The following is an 18,962-nucleotide window of genomic DNA, read 5'->3' as shown; positions in this document are numbered from 1 at the left end:
GCCGACAACGCTCTGACTGTTCGTGAGGTCCGCCTCTACACCCCGCACACGGCCCCGCCGCGCCCAGCCCGCAGACTGGGGTATGGAACTTCTGTGGACCGTCTTCATCGATCTGCTGACCCCGGAAAACGGCTGGTCCGTGCAGCTGGTGGTGCGGATCGTCCTCAGCACGCTGCTGCTGTTCGGGTACATCGTCGTGCTGGCGCGCACCTTCGGGTCACGGACCTTCGCCACCTTTACCTCGTATGACTTTCTGACCAACGTGGCTTCCGGGTCGCTGGTCGCCAGCGCGATTCTGGGCAAGAGCATCGTGGAAAGCAGCCTGAGCGTGCTGGTGCTGGTGGGTTTACAGGCGGTTGTCTCGGCCCTCAGCGCCCGCTCGAAACGTGCCCAGCGGGTCTTCGACAACGGGCCGGTGGTGCTGGTGGAACGCGGGCAGATTCGCCGGGAGGCCATGAAACAGGCCCGCATCTCGGACGCCATTCTGTACGAGGAACTGCGGCAGGCAGGAGTCAACAGCGTGGACGGCGTGGCCTTCGCGGTGCTGGAATCCGGCGGGCGCATCAGCGTGTTGCAGGAGCCGCAGGCTGGAAGCATCAGCCGGGCCATCCGGCCAACGGCCAAAGGGACATGAACACCCCCCGAACACGCCGCTGACCGCCCACACAGTACGCTGGACAGCGCATGAATCTCGAATTGAGCGCCGTCTGGACTCGGGTGCAGAACCTCGTCCAGAGCTTTATCGTCACCATTCCCAACATCCTGATCGGCCTGCTGGTCTTCCTGATCTTTCTGGGGATCGCCCGGATTGCCCGCAACGCCGTGACCAGTTTGTCGCAGCGTGCCGGGCAATCCAAGGGCATCTCACTGGTGTTCTCGCGCATCGTGTCGTGGCTGGTGCTGGCGGTGGGCGTGCTGGTGTCCCTCACCGTGATCTTTCCCACGCTGACCGCCGCCTCCCTGTTCGGGGCTTTGGGCGTCAGCGGCGTGGCGATTGGCTTTGCCTTCAAGGACATCTTCCAGAACCTGCTGGCAGGCATCCTGATTCTGGTCACGCGGCCCTTCCGCATAGGAGACCAGATCGTGTCCGGCGATCACGAGGGCGTCGTGGAGGACATTCAGGTGCGCGCCACGCTGCTGCGGACCTACGACAACCGCCGGGTGGTCATCCCCAATTCCGAGCTGTACACCAACCGCGTGACCGTGAACACCGCCTACCCGCAGCGCCGCCTGTCCGTCACGGTGGGCATCGGCTACGGCGACGACATCGCGGCGGCCCGCAAGCTGATTCTGGACACCCTGGACGGTCTGGACGGCCTGCTGAAAGACCCCGCCCCCAATGTGCTGGTCAAGGAGTTGGGCGACTTCTCGGTGAATCTGGACGTGCGCTTCTGGATCGACCCGCCGATCCGCAAGGAGGCCGTGGAGGCGCAGGACAGCGTGCTGGAGGCCATTAAAAACGCCCTGCCCGCCGCTGGCTTCGATCTGCCCTTCCCCACCCAGCAGGTGCTGTTTCACGATCAGACCGAGACGGCGGACGGGGACCGCCAGGAGCAGCGCGAGGGCTGGCCCGCCCGTCAGGACAACCCGAAGAGCAGGCAGCAGCTTGAACACGAGGCGCAGCGGAATCAGGGACAGACACAGTCAAGTCCAGAGCAGGCACAGCCCCAGCCAGAAGCCCGGCAACCATGAAACGCACCTGGCTGCGCCTTCGCCAGATCACCCAGGAATTCTGGTTCATCCCGGCGGTCATGACCGTGCTGGCCCTGGTCCTGGCCGAGGCGGGCATCAGCGCCGAGGAAACCTACGGCGTGCTGGACGGACTGAATTTCGTCTACGGCGGAGGCGAGACAGGTTCGCGCAGCCTGCTGTCGGCCATCGCGGGCAGCAGCATCGGCGTGGCGGGCACGGTTTTTTCCATCACCATCGCCGCGCTGTCGTATGCGGCGGGTTCGATGGGACCGCGCCTGCTGGACAACTTCACGCGGGACCGGGGCAATCAGCTCACGCTGGGCACGTTTATTGCCACCTTCGCCTTCTCTTTGTACACGTTGCGCTCGGTGACGGGCAGCGAGGATCAGCCGTTCGTGCCGCACTACAACGTCACCTTCGCGCTGGGGCTGGCGCTGGCCAGCGTCGCCATGCTGGTGTATTACCTGGCGCACATCACCGCTTCGATCAACATGACCCATGTGGCCAACCTGCTGCGAGACGACATGCGCGACTCGCTGATGCGCGCCACGTTGAAAGAGGACCCGGACCGCCACATGGCCGTGGCCCCCCCACCGGAATTCTGGGCGGGCGGCGAGGTGCTGCACGCCCCCAGCGGCGGCTACCTGCAACTCACCGACAATAACCTGCTGATCAGGAAGGCCGAGGAGGCGGACGTGGCCCTGCTGCTGCACGTCCGGCCCGGCGACTACGTGTTCCCCAACTCGGTGATCGCGGTGGGCGTGCCCCGGTTGCCCGCAGGCGTGCTGGATGCGCTGAGCCTGGGAGACCGCCGCACCGTGGGGCAGGACCTGGAATACAGCGTGCGCCAGCTTGCAGAGGTGGCCGCCCGCGCCCTCAGCCCCGGCGTGAATGACCCCGTGACGGCCATTGACGTGGTGGACCGCTTCGGCGACGCGCTGTGCAGCTTACAGGACCGCCGCTGGCCCGACGGCGTGTCCTACCGGGAGCAGGTGCTGCGGCTGGTGGTCCCCGTGACCGATTTCAGCGGCCTGACCGACAGCATGTTTTCCATGATCCGCCAGTACGGCAAGGGCAGCCCCAGCGTGATGGTCCGAATGCTGGAGGTCTTCGGCACCACCGCCTCGTGCCTGAAAGACGGTGAGCGCCGCGCCGTGATCCGCCGCCACGCCGAACTGGTGCGCGAGGACGCGCTGGCCAACATCGAGAACTCGTCGGACCGCGCCGACGTCGAGGACCGTTACCGCAAGGTGCTGGATACCCTGGCCAGCGGGCAGGACGCCGAGGTCCGCGAGGCCGCCCGGCACGCGGTCCGGCAGGCGCAGGGCAAGCGGGCGAACTGAGGCGGGCAGGCCGGAAGCCGCCCCCCGCAGTCCTGTCCTGGTAGCGCCCATTGAACTTTCCCACCCCCCGGACCCGTATGCTGGATATGACGTGGCTGGCCGTGCCTGATTCCCGCTTTTCCCTGCGCTCCCCGCCCCCGGCGGCGGCAGAGCAGGATGAAAGCCGTCTTCAGGCCGCCCAGGCCGGGCCACCGAAGACGCAGGAGGCCGACGCTGCGCTGGCCCTGCGCCTGCGCCAGCGCGACGAGGCAGCACTCTCGGAGGTGTATGACCAGCATTCCGGGGCGGTGTTCGGAGTGCTGAACCGTCTGCTGGGCGACGCGGCAGCCCAGGAAGTATTGCAGGACGTGTTTTTGCGGCTGTGGGAGCGTCCCGAAAGTTATGACCCGGCGCGGGCGGGCCTCAAGACCTTTTTGCTGGTCATGGCGCGTTCGCGGGCGCTGGACCGCCTGCGGGCGACCAAGGCCACCCTGCCGCTGTTCACCGAGGAAGGCGCGGAATTGCCCCTGCCCGACAGCGGGCCGGGACCGGTGGCCCGCAGCGAGGACGCCCAGCGCCGCGAGCAGATTCGCGCCGCGCTATCGCAACTGTCGGCGGCCCACCGCGAGACGGTGGAACGCGCCTATCTGGCCGGGGAATCCCGCGAGGAAATCTCGGGCGCGATGAACGTGCCGGTGGGAACGGTCAAGAGCCGGCTGAATTACGCCCTCAAGCATCTGCGGGTGGTGTTGGAAAGTGCAGGGCTGGAGAAAGCAGGACCGGGAAAGGAGGTGGAGACATGGCTGGAATGAACGAGAACGACGCGCAACATTGCGAGATGGTGCAGCAACAACTGGAGGAACGCGTCGGCCTGGGCCAGTCTCTCACCCCCGAACTGCGCGCCCATCTGGCGGGCTGCCCCGGGTGCCACGCCCACCTGACGCTGCTCCGTGAGCTGGAAGCGGCACTGCTAGAAGATGTGCCGCCCATGCAGCCGCCCGCCCACCTGAAAACGCAGGTGCTGAGCGCGGCCCGCCAGACCCGGATTCAGACCCAGACCGTGGCCCCGGCAGCCCAGGCCCGCCCACACGCCGCCCGCCGTTGGTGGCCGCTGATGCTGGGCGCGGCGGCGGTGTCTGGCCTGCTGGCCTTCGGGGCGCTGCTGACACCCTCACGCGGGACGGCGGCGGCGTTGCCAGACCCGGCGGTGGTGGTGGCGGCGGCAGGCGGCCTGCTGGTGGCCAGCAACGATGGCGGCGGCACGCTGAACCTGCTACGCGGCGATCAGGTCACCGCCAGCCTGCGCTCCGGCGGGGCGCAGCCGGCATGGTTCACCCAGGGCGTGCGGCTGGGGGACCGGGTGTATCTGGCCGACGCCGCCAACGACCGCGTGCTGGAAGTGGGGACGGGTCCGCTCAGGGTGGTCCGCAGCTATCCTGTGCCAGACGGCGTGGCGGGGCTGACCGCTTCCAGCGATGCGGACGGCGGGCGCGTGTATTTCAAGACGGTGCGCGGCTCGGTAGGCCGCCTGGGCGACCCGCAGCACCAGATCACGGTGGCCCGCGAGGACGGAATGCCGCTGGCCGACGTGATGGACGGTGTGCTGCTCTCAGGGGGCAGGCTGTTCGTGACCCATCATCTGACCGGCGAGATCTGCCTGCTGGACCCCGAAACCCTGAATGTCGTCGGGCGCGTGGTGGTGGGCGGCGCGCCCGTGGACCTGGCCCCCGAGGCAGGCGGCACCGTGCTGGCGCTGGATGCAGCGGGAAGGTTGCTGCGCCTGAACGCGGGCGGCGAGGTCATCAGGAGCTGGCCCCTGCCCGGCCACCCGGACAAACTGGGCGTCAACGGCAGCGTGGCCCTGGTCACGGACCGCGCCGGACAACTGACCCGCATCGATCTGGTCAGCGGTGAGATTCAGCCCATGCCCCTGACCCACCCGATGGACGTCGTGGCCCTGTCAGACGGCACCTTCGCGGTGGCCGAGGGCGGCGGCGGCGGCGGCGTGCGCGTACTGGACGAGACCCTGAAGACAAGCTGGAAGAGGCAGGGCGGGAAGAGGTAGGGCGGACCTTCTGACAGGATCTCGCCTCCTCTCCGCCAGGAGATTCCACCGTTTCCAATCCTTCCCTGACCCGCTCCGGTACAGGACAGCCTGACCCGGCAGCGACACGCAACCCAGCCGCCTCTTCATCGTCAGCAGGGGCAAACGGAAAATGAATCGGTCACGGCACCTTCAGGGGTTTCGTGGCGTCCAGGATGATGGAAACGAAACCCAGCCGCCCGCCCGCATTGCGGTGATCCAGATTGCGGTGGTCCAGTCGCAGGGAGCGGTAGATCGGTCCAGTGGTCACGTCCCAGTCCTGAGCGTGAAACTGGCCCTGCATGTCACAGTATTCCAGCAGGTTTACAGTGAATCCAGCCCCCCGGAATACGTCGGCCAGCAGCGGGGCGTCGTAAACGATTCTGTGATCGGCGGCGGGGTGATCGGCTGGCCCCGGTCCACCGATCTGCACGGTGCGCTGATAGTCAGCATCTGGAAAGTTGGCGTCCGGCACGGCCACGCGCAAGAAACCGCCAGGCTTGAGGAACTCGAAGCACAGGTGGGCGGCAGCGCGGCCCTGCGCCTCACTCAGGTGTTCCCAGACGTGTTCGCACAGCAGCGCGTCGGCCCGGCGGCCCCCGAACCACACGGCCCAGGTGGCGCGGTCCAGCAGATCCAGGTCTGCCTGCTGGGTGGGGATCCAGCCGTCCCAGCGCTGCTCGCCCGCACCGATGATGACCCGCAGGGGTGCGCCTCCGCTCAAGCCAGCGCCTTGACCATCTGCCGGATGGCCCCCAGATGGTAGGCGACGTGGGCCACCGCGCCGGTCATGCCTCCAGTGGCGTCCCCCGTCGCCTCGCCCTCCTTCTGGGTGCGGGCGAAGGCGCACAGGGCGTCGTAGGCCCCGCGCAGGCGGACGCGCAGATCATCCCACGCCTCATCGTCCACCTCTGCCGGGTGAAAGCTGCCCTTCCAGTCGAACGGCCCCCGCTCACCGTCACGTTCCCAGCGCACCACCACGTCCATATGCAGGGCGCAGTGGCGGGCATGTCCGGCAATAGAAGTGCCGTGGATGACCGTGCTGGCCTGCGCCGCGCTCAGGTTGTCCAGGGTGGCCAGCAGGCCGTGGTTGCCGCTGCCGTCCTGGGCCGTGCCGTCCAGAAACGCGGTGCCCTCGCCGGGGGTGCCGCCCTCCACGGCCTCGGTCAGGATGTCGAGGATGCCCTCAAGCCAGTGCTGGGGCTGTTCATCTATCAGGGGTTGGGTCATGGTTCAGCGTACCCGGACGGCAGGAGAATCGTCAGAGCGCTGCCTTCTGCCCTGTGCCCGCCCAGGCCCGACAGTGATACACTCGGGGGTGCGCCCGCGCCCGGCACGCAGAATGTGTGCCACTGGCCGAAACAGACAGGCCGAGAATGTGAGAAGACTTCGCCGCCAGCGTCATGAACGACAGCAGCAGGGAAACAGCGCGGCACGGGTTTAAAATGAACCTCAGGCCGCGCCAAAAGGAGAAACACCATGACCGACAACAACGAGACGCACCAGGGCCAGCCCGCCGACGACCAGATGCCCGCCGAAGTGCGCGACATCCTGCCCCAGCTTCAGGGCGAGATAGACGAGGATCTGGTGCTGGACGCCCAGGAAGCCCAGGCCGAGGGCCAAGACCATGATGCTGACGACAGTGACGCTGACGAAAGCGACGACGCCATGCAGATGCAGGGTAAGGACGACGGAGAGGGCGCGGAAGACGGTGAGGAAAGCGAGGAAGACGAGTACATTGACGCCGACGACCTGCTGGAAATGCTGGGCGAGATCAAGGAAATGCTGGAAGCCCAGGGCAAGGAACTGCGTGGCCTGCGCCGCGAGATCAAGGAAATGCGCGAGGGCCAGGGCCAGGGCGGCTTCAAGAGCGGCGAGCGTCCTGCGGGTGACCGTCCCAGCGGTGACCGTCCTGCTCCCCAGGGCGGCAGCTTCCGTCCCCGCGAAGACCGTGGCGGGCAGGGCGGCTATGGCGGCGGAGACCGTCAGGGTGGCGGCCAGGGCGGCGGCTACCGTGGCAACAGTGACCGTGGTGGGCAGAGCAGCGGCGGCTACCAGGGCCGGGATGACCGTGGCGGTTCACAGGGTGGCGGCTTCCGTCCCCGTGAAGACCGTGGTGGACAGGGCGGCGGCGGCTACCGTGGCAACAGTGACCGTGGCGGCCAGAGCAGCGGCGGCTACCAGGGCCGTGATGACCGTGGCGGTTCGCAGGGTGGCAGCTTCCGTCCCCGCGAGGACCGTGGCGGACAGGGCGGCGGCGGTGGCTACCGTGGCAACAGTGACCGTGGTGGACAGAGCAGCGGCGGCTACCAGGGCAGCAATGACCGTGGCGGTTCACAGGGTGGCGGCTTCCGTCCCCGGAGCGATCAGCCCCGTGATGACCGTCCGGCCTTCCGCCCGCGCGATGACCGTCCCAGCAATGACCGCCCCCGTGACGCCGCACCGGCACCCCGCGAAGGCAGCGAGGGCGGCACCGACGGCGGCTTCCGCCCGCGCGCCCGCGCTGACCGGGGCTGGAGCAACAACCGCACTGGCAACGACGAGTAAGTAAGCATCTGAGCAAGTAGAGGGCCGGGAGAAACATCCCGGTCTTTTTTGTTGTCCAGGTGACGGGGACTGGGTTCCATCCCCTGATCTGCGCCCCCTGTACACTCCTGCGGTGAGGCTTTTTCCTTGAATCCGGCAGTGACCGGCCTGTTGTCGGCGCTGACCTACGGCGTCGGCGATTTTCTGGCGGGGCTGGCCAGTCGGCGTGATTCGCCGCTGCGGGTGGTGGCGCTGACCCACCCGATCAGCGCGGCGATCATGCTGCTGCTGGCGGTGCTGATGGGTCAGGCGCTGCCGCCTGTGGGCGATCTGCTGTGGGGCGCGCTGGCCGGGGCGGTGGGCCTGTTTGCCGTGCTGGCCTTTTACCGCGCGCTGGCAATGGGACCGATGGGCGCGGTGTCGGTGGGCGCGGGCGCGCTGTCGGCGCTGGTGCCTGTGGTGATCGGCGTGCTGGGCGGCGAGGTGCTGGGGCTGCTGGGCTGGCTGGGCGCGCTGGGCGTGCTGCTGGGCACGGGCCTGCTCAGTTACACGCCGGGAGAGGGCGGCGGCGCGGTTCGGTGGCAGGACAACGGCGTGCTGATCGGGCTAGCAGCGGGCCTGGGCTTCGGCTTCTTCTTCGCGCTGCTGGGGCAGGCGCAGTCGCCGGGGGTGTTCTGGACACTGGGGGCCGCCCGCGTCACGTCCTCGCTGATCGCCCTGCCGCTGGCCGCGCGACTGGTGGGTCTACGCCCCAAAAACCCGTTGCTGATCCTGTCTTCCGCGCCGGGGGACACGCTGGGCAACCTGTTTTATCTGCTGGCGGTGCAGGGCGGCGGGCTGGCGGTGGGTTCGCTGCTGTCCAGCCTGTACCCGGCCTTTACCACCCTGCTGGCCGTGACCGTGCTGCGCGAGGGTTTGCGCGCCGCGCAGTGGGTGGGCGTGGTGCTGGCGCTGGTGGGCGCGGGGCTGATCGCGGGACGGTAGAGGATCAACAGTCCAGTTCATGGTGTGGCATATGAGGTGCCTCCCATGCTGTCCATGTTGGAACGTGCAGTGAACTGCATGTCAAGCCCCCTGATCTGAGAAAAGAGGCCGCCCACCCCGGCAAGAGAGGTGGACGGCGCGACACAACGGGAAAAACTACCGGACGTTCAAGGTCAGCTTCGCGGCGGGCGCATCGCTGGGGCTGGCGGTTGCCGGGCGCACCTCATAAGTGACCGTGCTGGCCTGCCCCGCGCTGGAGCCGGGGTTGCTGGTAAAATTCCAGACACAGCCCGCGCCCACTGGCACCGTCTTGCTGCCCACCGTCCGCTCGCCGCGTTTGACGGTGATGGTGTAGGCGTCGCCGCCCCCCACGCCGCCGAAACGGTACGGCGCGGTCACGGTCTCGCCGTCTTTCAGGCTGACGCTGAGGGGCTGGGTACAGGCGGCTCCCTGGGCATTGGCGGGGGCCGCACCCACGGTCACTGGCACGGCGGCCACCTGCTGACCATCTGCCGAACGAACCGTGTAGGTTTTCGCGCCCGCGCTGGGGCCAGATACCTGCCGGGTCCAGTTGCCATCCGCGCCCACGGTGAAGCTGCCGATGCTGACGCCGTCCTCCAGCACCTCGAAGGTCTGTCCTGCCGGGCCAGTCCCCGATAGGGCAAAGCCCGCGCCATCTACCTGCGCGCCGCTGGCCGGGCTGCTGACGGTGACCCCGCCCGCGCCTGCCGGAGTTGCCCCAGCGCTGTCTAAGGCGCTGCCCGATGCGCCCCCCGCCGCGCCCTGACCACTCGGCGCGACCTGAAGGCGCACGCGGGCGACGACCTGTCCCGCCGCATTCCGCAGGTCATAGCTCTGCGGCCCCGGCAGCGCGGCCCCGGCCAGAATGTCGGCCTTCCAGTTGCCGTCCAGTCCCACGGTCACGCTGCCCGCGCGCAGGCCGCTGTGGAACAGTACGAACTGCTCGCCCGCCGGACCGGTGCCGCGCAAGGTCAGCCCGCCCGAGGGCACCTGCGCCCCTTCTGAGGGTTCGCTGATGACGACAGGAACCGTGCCAGGAGCGGTTGCGCCGGGAGTGGCCGGAGTGGTGCCATCGGCGGAGGGCATTTGCGGGGTTGTCGCGTCTGGAGTTGTCGCGTCTGGAGTTGTCGCATCTGGCACAGTCGTATCCGGCGCAGTCCCTGGAGTTTCCGGCAGTGCCCCACCTTGCGTATCGGTGGGCGCTGCGGTCACGGGCGGGGTTTCGGTGGACCCTGCACCTGTGGCGTCTGCCCCGCCCACCACGACAGGCAGCGTGGCCATTTCCCCGCCCGCCGCGTTCTTCAGGGTGTAGGTCTGCGGACCCTGGGGCGCGTCTGCTCCCACGTCCAGACTCCAGGTGCCGTCCGGGGCGACGGGGGCGCTGCCCACCTTGCCGTCACCCAGGAAGACGTCCACATTCTCTCCAGCAGTGCCCGTGCCGCGCAGGGTAAAGCCGCTCGCCGGAACCGCCGCGCCGGGCTGCGGCTCCGTGAAGACCGTCTGCACGGGCAGGCCGGGCAGGGTCCCGCTGTCGCCAAGCGTGGTGGGAGACGTGGGCGTGGGCACAGCGGGAACGGCAGGCTGGCGGTTTTGCAGCACCCAGCAGCCGCCCAGCAGCAACAGCAGCAGCAAGGGAATCAGCCACAGCGGAAAGCCGCGCCTGCGGGGCGGTGGAGCCACGGGCGGCGCGGGCTTCTCGAAGCGGGCGGGCCGGGGAGGCTTGAGGGGTGAGGGCCTGGGCGGCGTGGCGGGCGAACCCTGCTGCACGACGGCGCGCGGCGTGGTCTGGACCGTGCTGGAGACCGCTCCAGGCAGAGGCGTCCCGCTGACCAGACTGCCGACCAGCACGCCCAGGCTGGAGAAGCCGGACGGCAACGCCGCTTTCAAGCCGTCCGCCAGACCGGCGATGGGCAGCGCACCCAGGCCGCCCGCATGGGCGCGGGTCAGGGCAGACAGCACCAGCGGGGTTAGCAGCGCCAGCAGGCGGCGCGAGCTGTCGCCGCTGCCGCCCAGCGCACTGCCCAACCGTCCGGTCACGGCATTGACGTCTCCAAACAACGAGGCCAGCAGCCCACGCCCCTGCCCCTCGATGCGCGAGACCTCCACCGGGCTGTCCAGCAGGTCCGTGTTGACCTGACCGTCCTCACCCGTCAGCGGCGCGAAGGGACGGGCCAGTTTGTCCAGGTCTCCTCCGGCCCCATTCCCCTGACCACTGGCCTTGCCCACCAGCGCAGCCAGCACCACCGGGAGCGCGGCCAGTGCCGCCTGCTTGCGGACCCCACCGCCAAAACCCGCCACCGCGCCGATCTTCTGCCCCACCGGACCACCAAACCGCGCCTGGAGGTACTTGAGCAAGCCTTCCGGCGTGCTGGGATCAGGAGGGCTGGTGTCGGCAGGTGCCGCTGGGGCCTCTGCTGGCACCGATTCTGGCGGCATGGCCTCTGACGCAGGTTTCTCCAGTGCGACAGGAGCAGACTCAACTGGAACTGGCACGACTGGTGGCGGCTCGACTGCTGGTGCTTCGGCTGGCACTTCTTCGGCTGGCACTTCCGCAACTGGCGCGACGGGGGCCGTTTCAGGGGCCTCGACTGCCGCTGGGATGACCGTCTCTGCCGCCTCTGGGACGACTGCATCCGCGCCAGCCGCCCCGGCCAGCCCCAGACCACCCAAGCCCGCCAGCATCGGGGCAATATTTCCCGCCTTCATTCCATGCTGACCCAGCGCGCTCAGCAGCAGCGGCAGCGCTATCTGGAGCAGGGTCTGGACCCTGGCCGGGTCCGCCTGCGTCTGGGTAGAAACCTGCGCGGGCAGACCGTCTGCCACCTCTCCCAGCAGCACGGGGGCCAGCATTTCCCCGGCCTGCCGCAGGTTGTCCGCGCCGCCCGATTCCTCCAGCGCCTCGGCCACGCTGCCGAAAGGGGGCAAGGCCCCAACGGCCTCGGCGATCATGGCCTCGCCGTCCGGCGTTTTCGCCGATTCGGCCAGCGCCGCGAGCTGCAATGGCAACCCGGCCTCCAGCACCCGCCCGGCCACTTCCGGCTCCAGACCCACCGCCTGGGCCAGCCGCACCACCGCGCCGGGGTCAAAGAAGGACTGGATCAGATCGGTTGCATTCTTGGACATTTCTCACAGAATAGGCGAAACGGCAGGCGGGGCAGCGCGCCGGGAGATTCGGACGCCGCCAGGAAACAGCGCAAGCGTGATGGGGACAGCCTGCACGGCCCCCCGCTCAGCGCTCGTTGCCCCGCTTGAAATTCCCGGTCACGCGCGCCATCAGCAGTTGCGCGGCGTGGTCTTCCAGCCCGTCCACCCTTTTGATAAACCTCTCGGCATCTTTGCCTGCCAGGGTCGTCACAGGCCGCCCGTAATGAGACACGATCACCCGCCCATCCTTCAGCGCCCGGTAATCGAAACGCCCGTCCAGCAGTTCTCCCCGCGCGTCCTCCGTCATTCCAGCAGAACGCTGGGGTGCGAACCCTCGACGACTTCCAGACGGTTGCCGAAGATGTCTTTAAGGAAGATGCGCGGCACACCTGCCTCCGCATCGGAGACATAGGGAATGCCGTGCGTGTCGCAGTGCGCCCCGAACGCGCCAATATCGTCGCAACGCAGCGCCGGATGGCCCTTCTCGCGCGGCGCGAAGTCGGGAGCGACGCCCACATGGAGCTGCCGCCCGTCAGGCAGGGCAAACCACACGCCGCCGTTGTTGAGAAAGGCAGCGGGTTTCCGCAGTTCGGGCAATCCCAGAAAGCCGCCGTAAAAGGCGCGGGCGTCGGCCTCGCATCCGGCGGGGGCCTCCACTTGAAAATGATCGAATCCGGTAATCAGGGTTGCCATATAAGAAAGCGTAGCAAGCAGAATCGAGTTAGCTTGCTACTACTTCAGAGACAACAATTCGGGATTACGCCTGCGCCGCCCCCTCTCCCCCACCCTGCGCTGGAGGATCGAAGCTGTCGCGCGCCCGCACCACCAGGGTCAGGATGTCGTAGGTGGCGACGAGTTCATCGTTCTGGTTGGTGATTTCGGAATGCCATTCCACCACGCCCGTGGACTGCTTGTCGTCCGGGCGCAGGTCCTTGCGAATCTTGCGCTTGCAGGTCAGGCGGGTGCGGATGGTGTCGCCGATGCCCACCGGTTCCACGAAACGCAGGTTTTCCAGCCCATAGTTCGCCAGCACTGGCCCCGGCGCAGGCGAGACGAACATTCCGGCGGCGGCGGAAATCAGGAAGTAGCCGTGCGCCACCCGCTTGCCGAAGATGCCCTCCCTTGCACCGATCTCGTCCACATGGGCGTAAAAGTGATCGCCAGTCAGGCCCGCGAAGTTCACGATGTCGGCCTCGGTGACGGTGCGGCGGTGCGTCAGGAGGCTATCCCCAACCTGAATCTCGTCAAAGGATTTGCGGAAGGGGTGAACCACGTCCTCGCGTACCTCACCGCCCGGCACGAATTCGCGGGTGATCGTGGCCAGGGTGGTGGGGTCTGCCTGCACCGCCACCTTGTTCATGTGGTGCTTGACGCCCGCGATGCCGCCCAGTTCCGCGCCGCCGCCCGCGCGTCCGGGGCCACCGTGCAGAAGCTGGGGCAGCGGGGAGCCGTGGCCGGTGCTTTCCTTGGCGTCGTCGCGGTTGAGGACCAGAATTCGCCCGTGCGTACTCGCCAGCCCCAGCACCAGCTCGGTGGCCTCGGCGCGGTCATGGGTGATGACGCTTCCGGCCAGCGAACCGCGTCCCATGCGGGCCAGCGTAATGGCATCGTCCAGCGAGTCATAGGGCAGCAGCGTCGCCACTGGGCCGAACGCTTCCAGCTCATGCGGTCCCGTCGCCGTCAGGGGCGAGTCGCACAGCAGCACGGTGGGATCGAGGAACGCGCCTTTCTCGCGGTCCCCGCCCAGCAATTCGCTTTCCGCGCCGCCACCGATCACGACTCGCGCCTCCTTGCCCAGTTCCTCCAGCGTTTGCCGCACGCGGTCCCGCTGCTCCACGCTGACCAGTGCGCCCATTCGCACGTCGTCGCGCGCCGGATCGCCCAAAGTCACCTTGCCCAACTCCTTGCGAAGCGCCTCGGTCACCGCCTCCACCATTCCCTGCGGCACGATGGCGCGGCGGATGGCGGTGCATTTCTGGCCCGCTTTCCCGGTGATCTCGCGGGCCACTTCCTTGACGTACAGCATGAATTCGGGGCTGTTAGGGGTGACGGTCAGCCCCAGCACGGAGGCATTCAGGCTGTCGGCCTCGGCGTTGAACGGCACCGAGTGGGCGATGATGTTGGGGTGGACCTTGAGTTTGGCCGCCGTCGCCGCCGAACCTGTGAAGGCCACCATGTCCTGCTCGCGCACATGGTCCAGCAAATCGCCCGGCTCACCGATCACCAGTTGCAGCGCCCCCTCCGGTAGCAGGCCGGATTCGATGATGTCGCGCACCACGCGCTCGGTCAGGTAGGCGGTCTGGGGGGCGGGCTTGACCAGACTGGGCATTCCGGCAATGAAGGCGGGAGCGAGTTTTTCCAGCATCCCCCACACCGGGAAGTTGAAGGCGTTGATCTGCACAGCCACGCCCTCGCGCGGGACCAGCAGGTGGCGGGCCACGAAGGTTCCGGCCCGGCCCAGCGTCTCCACATTGCCGTCGGGCAAAAAGCGCTCGTCGGGCAGTTCGCGGCGGGCCATGCTGCTGTAACTGAGCAGGGTGCCGATGCCGCCCTCGATGTCCACCCAGCCGTCGCGGCGGGTTGCGCCGGTCAGCAGGTTCAGGGCGTAGTACTCCTCCTTGCGCTCCATCAGGTACAGGCCCAGGGCCTTCAGCGCCCGCGCCCGCGTGTGAAAGGTCATCTTCCGCAGCGCCGCGCCCGTTTTGCGGCCATACGCCAGCGCCCCGGCAAAGTCCACGCCTTCAGAGGAAATCACGGCGACGGGGCGGCCATACACGGCGTCCACGAGGGTCTGCCCCTCGGCGTTGGCGTGCCACTGGCCGGAGATATAGGAGGCTGGGCGAAGGATTTTGGGTTGGGTCTGAGTGGTCATGGGGACTCCTGGGGGCAAAGGGGTAGGGGAGCGTGGGAGGCGGTTCGTGTGTTGGATGCCATCACTTTCGAGCGTCGCTGGGACGGCGTTTGCGGTTCCCCCCTCCCAGCCTCCCCCGCAAGGAGGGAGGAGCAAAAAGCCCAGGGTTTTCGGGACACTGGAAGAAGACAGAAATTCTTGAGCGCACGCTCCGGGTTTGGAAATCAGCATACGGGATGCGCCGGGAGGCATTTGAGACGCAGGTCAGAGCGCTTGGGCTTACTGCGAAATCAAAGTGAAGAGGCGGAACCTGCGGCCAGTTGGAAGGCGAACCCCTCTCCTGCGGAGCTGTGCCAGCCAGTCTGCTTCGCAGCCAGCTCCCCTCAAAGGGAGCCAGGAGTGCGCTGCTGGCCGGGCAATTCCGCAACTCTTGCCTCCCTTTTGAGGGGAGGTGGCCCGGAGGGCCGGAGGGGTCAGACGGGCAGGGCAGACTGGAAACCGCACCGTGCAGTATTTCTGCCTGTCCGTCAATCAGCTCAGGCCCGTCGCCCCCGCATACGCCAAATCCAGCTCGCCGCCCAGGTCCAGCAGCGCCGACACCCGCCGCACGATGCCCTCCAGCCATTCGGCGTCGTCCAGCGTCAGCGTGCGGCCCTTGCGGTATTCCACCCAGTTTTTCAGCACCGGATACCCGCCCAGCGTAAACGCCCAGACCCGTTCCGGCACCCCGGCCAGTTCCAGCGTGTCCGACAGCACGTAGACCTCCCGCACCCTGTCGTAACTGGGCTTGGGGCCAATGGTCAGGAGGTCCTGCACCGCTTCCTCATCGGTTCCGGCGCGTACCAGACGGCCCACCGCGCCCGGCAATTCAGGCCGCGCCTGTGGGTCCAGCAGGGCCGCCACGCGCCGCCCCACCGCCGCGCTCTGTTCCAGCGTTTCGCGCCGGGGCGGCATGGGCACGCGCGGCCAGTCCTCGGCCAGATATTCGGCGTGTTCCTCGCGGTAGGCGGGGGCGCTGAGGACCGCCAGCGTGTGGTAAAAGACCAGTTCCCACGCCAGCGCATTGGGTTTGCCGTCCGGGCCGCGCACCACGCCGTAGCGAGACAGCACCGGCGCAGGCTTGGGCATGGGCGTACACGCCGAATCCGCTTTGGGCGCAGACACTTTCAGCACGCCCGCCCGCGCCAGATCATCGTAAAAATCGGCGCTGTTGGGCAGGTATTGATAGTCAGTGTCGGAGACGAACTCTTTGAAGCGGAGGCGGAGGGGGAAGGCGTCGGCGTCCGGGTCAGAGAGATGCAAATCGATAGGCGAACGTGAAAAATACGGGGCGTCGTACCCTCTTCTCATGGTCTGAGCTATACAAATCTGGACTGTCTCAGAATCAATTTGCTCATCGTAATCCGGGCGGCTGCGATTAAGCAAAGAATCGCCGTGATGCAAATAGATGTGGCGGTTATCAAACGGGCGATAAGAGTAGGGACGAATTTTCTTATGATCGAACCCCCCCCCCCATTTTTAACAGATTCTGGCGAACGTCTTTGAGATTTTTATATCCTAAGTCTGCCGTAATACCTGGATAGCTCTCGCTTAGAGCTTCGGATGTGACGCTTTTATCAAAATAACGTTGCATTTTAGAAATAAGTTGTTCGGATTCAATATTTATTAGGTGCGCGTCCAAGTTGGTGTTAATGCCATCAAAGCTAACTGGGAAAAGATCATCAATCGTCGGCCAGTCCCAGTACGCATCTTCACCCTTCAGGGGTCTCAGGACGTAGCGGTGTTCCCGTTTAGGCGTGAAGGCGGGGGCGTAGGGCGTTTCGTCCTCGGTCAGCGCGGCCCGTTTGCCTGCGCCGCTGCCATAAAACTCGCGGTAATGGACCTGGGCGGGTTCGGCAGGTTCTCCCTCTGTCCCTTTCACGCCTGCCTTCTTCACAAAGGTGCCAATCGCCACGCCCACGCGAATGCCGCCGTTGGTGGCGGTGGTAAACACGCTGCCGTCTCCCGCTTTGTTGGCCCGCTGATTGCCGTGCAGATCGTCAATGTAAATCTGGTCGAAGCTGCTCAGCAGGTGCTGGCGCATCACCGGATGGCTGATGCCCGTCAGGTAACTGCGGTTGGTCACGAAACTGACGATGCCTTCCTTGCCGTTCTCGGCCACGCGCCACTCGGCCAGCCGCAGAAACCGGATGTACAGATCGTCCAGCAGTTGTTTTTTCACGCCCCAGCTCTCGCGCAGGCATTGTTTGTAGGGGGCGATCAGGGCCTGTTCTTCCGGGTTGTCGGGCATGTCGGCAAAGCGGGCGTAGGGCGGGTTGCCGATCATGACCATGATCTGCTGCTGCCCCTTGACCTGCTCGGCGGCGGTCTGTTCCTCGGCCAGCTCGGAAAACACCGGGGGCTGCTTGTCGCCCTGTGGGGTCCAGCCGTTCAGACTGTTGGTCAGCAGCACGTTCACCCGCTCATTGCCCTTCAACTCGCCGCCCGCGTTCTGAAGCAGCAGCGCCAGTTGCACATGCGCGATGCTGAAGGGGGCCGGAAGCAGCTCGAAGCCAAAAATCCGGGTCTGAAAGGCTTCCTTGAGTCTGGCCCCAATAAACTTCGTGCCCTGGCGCTGCATCTCGGCCTGCAAGAAGTGGCCGAGTTCCAGCAGGTAGCCGCCCGTGCCGGTGGCGGGGTCCAGAATGGTCACGCGCGGGTCCAGCAGCCCGTCGGCAATGCCCAGTTCGGATTGCAGCAGGGCGTGAACGCGGCGAATCTGGTAGGCGATCAGTTCGGGCGGGGTGTACCACACGCCCAGTTCCTCGCGCAGCCCCGGATCGAAGGCGTCCAGAAACGGCTCGTAGAAGTACGTGACCGCCTGCCCGTCCTGAAACCCCTTGAGGAACGCCTCCGGGTCCACCCGGCGCAGCAGCGACACGGCGCGTTCCACGGCGGGGCGCATCCCCAGTTTGTCCAGCTTGCTGGCGGTCAGTTGGTCAAACAGCAGGTTAATCACTGGCACCCGCAGATACCGGCCCGCCTCGCTGTGGGTAAAGTGCGCCCCCTGCCCCTGCCGCGCCGCCATCACCCACGCCGAGAACAGCCCGTAAAACAGCGCCTGCACCAGACTGGAACGGAAAAAATGGTCCAGATGCTCCTGCTTCTCACGCCATTTCGCCTCGTCGCGCCGCTGCTTCTCGGCGTTTGCCTTGCCGCTCGCCTTGGGCTTGGGCACGCTGAAACTGCTGCCCAGCGCGTCCTCCATCGCCTTTCGCAGCGAACTGAGGGCGGCGGTATCGTGGCTGTCCAGCGCCGCCAGCGCCTGCCGGGCGTGGTAGGCCAGCAGTCCGGCGATCTTCTGCGGGCGGCTCAGGCTTCCCCTGGCACTGGCCCAGACGCCCAGCAGCCCGCTCAGGTTCTCCAGATGCGCGTCGGCCAGCGCGGCGGGTTTGGCCGTGCCGGTCAGCTCGGCGTGCGGGATGGTGTAGCGGCCCAGCTCGGTGTCGCCGTCCAGCACCACGAAATCATGGAAATTGGTCAGGAGGGTGGGCGCTTGTTTCGCGTAGCCGCGTGCCTGTTCCCAGCCGTGCTTGTTCTTCTCCAGCGGCACGTCCAGCGCCTCGGCCTCGCCCAGCACCAGATTCTCCGCGCCGCCCGGCTCGCGCAGGGCAAAGTCGGGCAGCCCCTGCTCATCCTTGCCGGGATGCGTGATGACCTGATATTCGGGCAGCAGCCCCTCAAATAAAGGCTTGAGCAGCGGCAGATAGGTGTTTTCCGGCGTGCCCTTGCCGTGCGCCTTGCGGATCGCCTTGACATATTCCGTGAACGCGGCTCTGGCCTGGGCGACACTGGACTGGGCAGGAGTCATTGCTGAGCAGAATAAAGCGTCCTCTGCCCGAACGGTGCCTGTCTTCCGAATCCGAACCCTTCTCTCAGCGCCCCCGCCAAAATCCTGTTTGAAAAGTTCGGCTTCAGCGTGGAAAACGTGGTGAAGGTGGTGGGGGGCATTCTCTGATCGTCACCCTCTAATCAATGGTTCGGACAGTTTTGACCACCCTCAAGCCGCTTTGACCCCCAAATCCAGCGGCCTGGACGGATGTTTTCCTAATTCGGCAAATCGTGCCTGGAGACCTAGATTGCTCAGTATTCGCCACGCAAAGAGCCGGTTGAAGGCCCGCCGCTTGATGTCTTCGTAGGAAAACACCAGTGAAGTGGCCGGGCGACCCTGGAGGCCAGCGGCCTCCAGCAGCACTTCTGCCCGTCCCAGACTGAGCGCGAAGAACGCAGTATTCCAATGGTTCTCCAGAGCCTGCGTCTGACGAAGCTGGCAGGTGGTCAGCCCTGCAAACTGTTTTGC

Annotated in this window: 15 protein-coding genes and 1 pseudogene; 7 read left to right on the top strand and 9 right to left on the bottom strand. The window is 66.6% G+C overall.

Annotation, left to right across the window (positions count from 1 at the left end; translation table 11 throughout):
• Window positions 1-82: 82 nt before the first annotated feature.
• From Q319_RS0102335 to Q319_RS0102315, 5 genes are read left to right on the top strand one after another with little or no spacing between them, the layout of a single operon-like run.
• Window positions 83-634 carry a DUF421 domain-containing protein gene (locus Q319_RS0102335; RefSeq protein WP_051655034.1) on the top strand — a complete coding sequence of 184 codons (552 nt, stop codon included), beginning with the start codon at window positions 83-85 and terminating at the stop codon, window positions 632-634.
• A 50-nt stretch (window positions 635-684) separates the two neighbouring features.
• Window positions 685-1,692, top strand: a complete 1,008-nt coding sequence (locus tag Q319_RS0102330) for a mechanosensitive ion channel family protein (protein ID WP_051655033.1) — start codon at window positions 685-687, stop codon at window positions 1,690-1,692.
• On the top strand, window positions 1,689-3,035 hold the full coding sequence (locus Q319_RS0102325) for a DUF2254 domain-containing protein (RefSeq protein WP_081845852.1): 1,347 nt from the start codon (window positions 1,689-1,691) through the stop codon (window positions 3,033-3,035). Before Q319_RS0102330 ends, Q319_RS0102325 begins: the two co-directional genes overlap by 4 nt.
• A gap of 50 nt (window positions 3,036-3,085) precedes the next feature.
• Window positions 3,086-3,826 (top strand): RNA polymerase sigma factor, encoded by a 741-nt coding sequence (locus tag Q319_RS0102320; RefSeq protein WP_156039136.1) that lies wholly within the window; start codon window positions 3,086-3,088, stop codon window positions 3,824-3,826.
• Window positions 3,814-5,079 (top strand): hypothetical protein, encoded by a 1,266-nt coding sequence (locus Q319_RS0102315; protein ID WP_156039135.1) that lies wholly within the window; start codon window positions 3,814-3,816, stop codon window positions 5,077-5,079. The genes Q319_RS0102320 and Q319_RS0102315 overlap by 13 nt, the downstream gene beginning before the upstream one ends.
• 160 nt (window positions 5,080-5,239) lie before the next feature.
• On the opposite strand, the gene Q319_RS0102310 is transcribed toward Q319_RS0102315, so the two are convergent.
• Together Q319_RS0102310 and Q319_RS0102305 are read right to left on the bottom strand one after the other, a co-directional pair.
• Window positions 5,240-5,821 carry a class I SAM-dependent methyltransferase gene (locus tag Q319_RS0102310; RefSeq protein WP_029480243.1) on the bottom strand — a complete coding sequence of 194 codons (582 nt, stop codon included), beginning with the start codon at window positions 5,819-5,821 and terminating at the stop codon, window positions 5,240-5,242.
• Complete coding sequence (locus Q319_RS0102305) at window positions 5,818-6,327, bottom strand: DinB family protein (RefSeq protein WP_051655031.1); 510 nt, start codon at window positions 6,325-6,327, stop codon at window positions 5,818-5,820. The genes Q319_RS0102310 and Q319_RS0102305 overlap by 4 nt, the downstream gene beginning before the upstream one ends.
• A 249-nt stretch (window positions 6,328-6,576) precedes the next feature.
• Between Q319_RS0102305 and Q319_RS0102300 the strand changes: the two genes are divergently transcribed.
• A complete protein-coding gene (locus Q319_RS0102300) occupies window positions 6,577-7,644 on the top strand; it encodes a hypothetical protein (RefSeq protein WP_029480241.1) in 1,068 nt (355 codons plus the stop codon).
• Between the two features lie 138 nt (window positions 7,645-7,782).
• A complete protein-coding gene (locus tag Q319_RS0102295; RefSeq protein WP_245618907.1) occupies window positions 7,783-8,607 on the top strand; it encodes a DMT family transporter in 825 nt (274 codons plus the stop codon).
• Between the two features lie 156 nt (window positions 8,608-8,763).
• Here the strand turns inward: Q319_RS0102295 and Q319_RS24170 are convergent, their stop codons facing one another.
• The 7 genes and pseudogenes from Q319_RS24170 to Q319_RS27800 form a co-directional block, all read right to left on the bottom strand.
• Window positions 8,764-11,751, bottom strand: coding sequence for a DUF937 domain-containing protein (locus Q319_RS24170; RefSeq protein WP_034413426.1), 2,988 nt, complete (start codon window positions 11,749-11,751; stop codon window positions 8,764-8,766).
• Window positions 11,752-11,857: 106 nt separating this feature from the next.
• Window positions 11,858-12,079 carry a hypothetical protein gene (locus Q319_RS0102285; RefSeq protein WP_029480238.1) on the bottom strand — a complete coding sequence of 74 codons (222 nt, stop codon included), beginning with the start codon at window positions 12,077-12,079 and terminating at the stop codon, window positions 11,858-11,860.
• Window positions 12,076-12,465 (bottom strand): VOC family protein, encoded by a 390-nt coding sequence (locus Q319_RS0102280; protein ID WP_029480237.1) that lies wholly within the window; start codon window positions 12,463-12,465, stop codon window positions 12,076-12,078. Before Q319_RS0102280 ends, Q319_RS0102285 begins: the two co-directional genes overlap by 4 nt.
• Before the next feature lie 64 nt (window positions 12,466-12,529).
• Window positions 12,530-14,644 carry a phenylacetic acid degradation bifunctional protein PaaZ gene (gene paaZ, locus Q319_RS0102275; RefSeq protein ID WP_029480236.1) on the bottom strand — a complete coding sequence of 705 codons (2,115 nt, stop codon included), beginning with the start codon at window positions 14,642-14,644 and terminating at the stop codon, window positions 12,530-12,532.
• Between the two features lie 510 nt (window positions 14,645-15,154).
• A complete protein-coding gene (locus Q319_RS0102270) occupies window positions 15,155-16,066 on the bottom strand; it encodes a type ISP restriction/modification enzyme (protein WP_245618906.1) in 912 nt (303 codons plus the stop codon).
• Between the two features lie 49 nt (window positions 16,067-16,115).
• A complete protein-coding gene (locus tag Q319_RS0102265) occupies window positions 16,116-18,473 on the bottom strand; it encodes an Eco57I restriction-modification methylase domain-containing protein (RefSeq protein WP_051655030.1) in 2,358 nt (785 codons plus the stop codon).
• A 189-nt stretch (window positions 18,474-18,662) separates the two neighbouring features.
• A pseudogene (locus tag Q319_RS27800) lies at window positions 18,663-18,962 on the bottom strand (IS4 family transposase); the annotation flags it as partial.

Origin of the sequence: Deinococcus marmoris DSM 12784, assembly GCF_000701405.1 — a bacterium.
GTDB lineage: Bacteria > Deinococcota > Deinococci > Deinococcales > Deinococcaceae > Deinococcus > Deinococcus marmoris.
This window is presented reverse-complemented; position numbering and strand designations above follow the sequence as displayed.